The sequence below is a fragment of the Micromonospora sp. NPDC048063 genome, assembly GCF_043202855.1.
Lineage (GTDB): Bacteria > Actinomycetota > Actinomycetes > Mycobacteriales > Micromonosporaceae > Micromonospora.
In genome coordinates this window covers 1-4,754 of the sequence record NZ_JBIDBG010000041.1, presented here as the reverse complement: position 1 = coordinate 4,754, position 4,754 = coordinate 1, and the positions used below count along the sequence as shown (strand labels likewise).

The window sequence follows — 4,754 nt, the reverse complement described above, 5'->3', positions numbered from 1 at the left end:
TCGTCTCCACGCGCCTGGGTTCACGGACTGGGAGATCAGCGAGTTTCTGGCGGTGAAGGAGTCGTTCGTGGCTCCCACGTTGGCGCGGCCGGTTGGGTCGTCCGGGTCAGAGCCGTCCGGGTCAGAGTCTGAGTCTGGGTCAGAGTCGTCCGGGTCAGAGTCGTCCGGCTCGGAGTCTGAGTCTGAGTCTGAGTCTGAGTCTTTGGACCTGTCGCCCGGTTCGTTGCCTGGTCGGCCGGCGGCGATGGAATGGGGCCCGGCCGGCTCTGACGCAGACGGGCAGCCGTCCGATCCAGCGGAAACTGACCCGTTTGGTGTTGACCCGGATATTTCTGCCCTGTGGGATAACCCGCCGGGGGAGGCAGACTTTTTCGATATGAGGACACCGGAGCCCGGCTTGGGGTGGTTGCCGCCGGGCTGGCAATCGGAAATGATCGAACAGTTGTCAGCCGTTGCGGCCGCTGACGAGGCGGCATTCCGGCAGTGGGCGGACGAGGTGTTCGACATCGATCCTGCGCTGTTCGGCCAGGGAAAGTCGCCGCACCTCGCCTTCTACAAGTCGGTGTTGAACGCCTACCCGGAACTGCTGGCGCAGGAGGGCGTTACCGACCTGCGTGGAGCGCGCGCGTGGGCGACCCACCGACTGGCCGTCGACCTCGCCAGGGGTGATGAGTCGAAGTTCAGAGAGCTTCTGCCGTATCCGGAGAGCGTGTCCCCGCAGCGCCGGAAGGCCCTGCACCGGCTCTGGCTCGGCAAGGTCGGGCACGCCCACGCCGACGGTCACGACATCTCGCATGTGATTCCCCATATCTTCGCCGGGGAGTTGGGCGCGCCGATGCGGGTCCACCATGCGTTCGGTGCCCCGTACGACATCGGCCCGCCGCCGGTTGCCGGTGTCACCCGGCAACCAGTCGTCTGGTTGAACGGCGCCTACATCATCGTCCAACCTCGTGACCCACACGATGACCGCATCGCCGCCCGCATCGCTGAGGGCTTCTCGCGGCCATCGGTGACCGACCAGGTCCAACAGGCCACCTTTGAGGAGGCACTCCGTCAGCTGCGGGAGGAAATCGACGAGGCGGAATCGAATCTGAATCCGACCGAGATCTACGGGCTCATCCAGCAAGACACATTCCACCGCAAGCTTGCGCTCATCCGTCAACACCCCATCTCCCCCCGCAGCCAGGTCCGGGAACTCGCAGAAAGCCGCCGATACCTCCGTAGGCTCTACCTCCGCAGCCGCAACGTAGACGGCGGCTGGAAAGACCAGAACTCATGGCAACTCGAGGACCCATTCACCATCAGCTTCACCGCTTCCGTCGGCGGTGACTACCTACCAAGTTTGATGGCCACGCTGGGCGGCAAGCCGGAACGTCTCGCCGTTGTAGACGACGTGGCCATCGCGGGCGATGTGGTCTATATGAGTTTCGGGAAGCTCAACGGAGTAGGCGTCGGTATCGTCAAAATCCGGTACACCGTGGACGGCGCTATCTACCGAAAGGTCCCCCGCGAGTTCACTGACGACGAGCTGCGCGCCCTGAGGAAAAAGGTGCCCGGCCGGGAGTGGGAACTCGAAGACCGATGGTTCTCCGAGGACTTTTACCACATGGAGTTCCGTGTGGACAAAAAAAGGAGGCTGTCCCGTCGCTTCGGACATGGTCAATTCACTATCCCGAATAGCAAGATGGTCGACGGAAGTCCGTTTACCTTTCCGGCCGACCTGAAGGAGGTCATTCTCCGGCTCGGGTATGGCATGGATGATCAACCCTTCGGCGTCGTGATTATCCCGGCCGACAAGAACATGACCGGACGGACTCTGTACCTGGAAATGGACCCTGCCCCCACCGCGGACGACATCAAGGGAATGCGCAGTTATGCGCTGTGGGAACGAGATGACCGTCGTTGGTTCCTTTTCGATGAAATATCTGCCAGTTCCGAAATGTGGTCGCACAAAGCGTTGCCCGGCCTGGACATAAGAATCAATGGTTTGGCCAAGACGTTCGATGGGAGGGAGGTGGATCTCTCTCGGGGCACGGAAATCAAACTGCGGGTAGGACGGATGGAGGCGTCCGGACCGGATGCCGGCGCAAGGGTTCTCTCCGAAAACCTTTTCGCCGTGGTCGGGGCGCCGTTGGTCCCAAGACCGGATTCGCCGGCGCCCGAACCCGAATACGTCTACCGGCTCATCGAAACAACCGTGCAAGGCAAAGAGGAATTCGAGGCTCTCGCCGAAACGCTCAAGCATCGAGAGGAGCTGGCGCTGGGGCGGCGGGGTCTGCAGCCCGCACCAGACCCCCAGCCCTCGGAGCCAGCCCCCGATGCGCTGTCCGACCTGCCAGCGGCGATGGAATGGTCCGGCCCGGCCGTTGACTCGGCGTCGCGGCTGGAGGGCTCCGCGCCGGTCGGGCCCTCGGACCTGCAGGGAGGCGTCACCTCCGCCGGCTTGGTCGACGTGGCCTCGGGTGGACTGCTGTCCGGTCCTGCGGGAGATTACGACCTGTCCGGTTTTGACCCGGGGATTCTTGACGCGGGGGAGGGGTCGAATTCGGGGGCGGGGGCGTATCTGTCGACGTCGGCGCTTGGTTCGGGGTTGTCGCTGGAGGGCTCCGCACCGGTCGCGTCGGGCCCGCTGGCAGGGGTGTCATGGGTGGGCGGGGCGGACCCGGGGCCGAGCGGGGCGATGACGGCCGGTGGGTCCGGTGGTGTCGCGCCGGACTTGCAGCGGAGCGTGGACGCGGCGATCACCCAGTTGTCGGCCGGGGTAACCCGTGACCAGGCGACAGAATTCGAGCAGTGGGCGGACAAGGTCTTCAACATCGATTCTGCGCTGTTCCGCGGGGGGGCGCACCTCGCCTTCTACAGGTCGGTGTTGAACACCTACCCGCAGCTGTTGGCGCAGTGGGGCGTCACCAGCGTGGAAGGACTGCGCGCATGGGTGGTCCGTCAACTGGCCGACGACCTTGCCCGGGGTGAAGAGTCGACGTTTAGAAAGATTCTTCCGTATTCGGGGGACGTGTCCGAGCAGCGGCGGAAAGCCCTGGAACGGATCTGGCTCAGCACGATCGGAAACAACCAAACCTTGGATTACGACGTCGCGCTTGTGCCTCTCCATGTGCTGGCCAAGGAGTTGGACCAGCCGATGCAGGTCCACCATCCGTTCGGGGCCCCGCACGACATCGGCCCGCCGTTGGTTCCCGGTGTCACCCCGCAACAGGTCCTTCGGTTGAAGGGCGCCTACGTCCTCGCCCAACCTCGTGGCCCACAGGATGACCGTATCGCCGCGGGCTTCTTCCGGCCCGACCCTGGCGAGCAGCGCCAACAGGCTGGGGTGTTTGAGGAGACACGTGGTCTGCTGCGAGCGGCAATCGCCAAGGCGGAGAAGAATCCCGACAGCACCTACTCGCGCATCCGGCGAGACTCATTCCACCGCAACCTCGCGGCCATCCGTCAACCCCCCATCTCCCCCCGCAACCAGGTCCAGGAACTCGCCGAACACCTCGAATACCTCCGCGACCTCAACAACCAACGCAGCGGCTGGAAAGACCAGCTCCCAGGGAACCTCGAAGACCCATTCACCATCCGCCTCCCCACCACCCCCGCGCGGCATGACAAGGACATAAGAGAGCTAACCCGCCCGGCCCCAGGGCTGCGCATCAAACTGAGCGGCAAGGACATAGTTCTCGGACATGTCGGTGGACTCTTCGGCCTGGGTGATGTGGTCAATATCAGTTTCGGGAAGGTCGGCGAAAAGGGCGTCGGGTTTATCGAAATCCCGTACACCGCGGACAACGGCGCTGGAAGCGTCATCTACCAACCGATCAACCGCGAGTTCACTGAGGGCGAGCTGCACAGTCTGAAGCAAAAGGTGCGTGCGTCTTGGGAACTCTACCCCCCATGGGAGTTCAGCGCTTCCTATTACATCAAGACGCGTCTGTTGCAACCCCGGAGAGAATTGGGCATAACCCTCGGCGGGGAGGGCGGGGCAGGTCAGGCCCATGCCACCGCCCGTCAGGGCCGTATCCCACAGGTCGAGGTGGCCGACGGAAGAAGGTTTGTCTTTCCTGCGGACATGAGGGAGGTTCGTCTCGAACTCGGGTATGACATCTTTGGTCGACCCATCGCGGTCGTGATACTCGAAGAGAACCCTATCAAGCAAACCCTGTACCTGGAGCTGGTCAAGCCCGCCCCCACCGTGCCCGATATCGGTCGGCTGCTGCAGACCGGAAACGTGCTGTGGGAGCGAGAGGATCGGTGGGATCTTTACGACGCAATATCTATCAAAGACATAATGTTGGCGGATGGCCGAATGCCTAGACCCCTGCGTCTTAGACTGGGCAATTCAGTCGACGTGTTGGGTGGCGGGAAGGTGAATCTCGATAAGGGAACGCCGATTACCCTGAAGGTAGGGCAATTGCCGCGGCCGGTCGGATTGGATGTCGCCATCGACATTTTCGCCGTGGTCGGGGTGCCGTTGGTCCCAAGAGCGGATTCGCCGGTGCCCGAACCCGAATACGCCTTCCGGCTCGTGCTCGTGGGTCTGGACAAGAGCATCGGCGAGTTCGAGGCTATTAAAGCCCAGATCCAGGCGCGGCAGGAGCGCAAAGAGCGAGCCGAGACGGGAACTGGGCGGGCCCCGAAACGTCGGCGCACCCAGGGTGGGTTGCCTGGTGGTGCGGCGGCGTTTGAGTGGGGTCGTGTGGGGGGTGGTTCGTTCTCGGGTGGTGGGAAGGGTGTGTTGCCGTCGGGGTGGGCGG

Annotated in this window: 1 protein-coding gene; it reads left to right on the top strand. The window is 63.3% G+C overall.

Going from position 1 to position 4,754, the window contains the following annotated elements; genetic code table 11:
• Positions 1-202: 202 nt before the first annotated feature.
• Positions 203-4,754, top strand: a 4,552-nt coding sequence (locus ACGFZ2_RS34270; RefSeq protein ID WP_393271291.1) for a hypothetical protein, incomplete at its 3' end; no start/stop codon positions are given.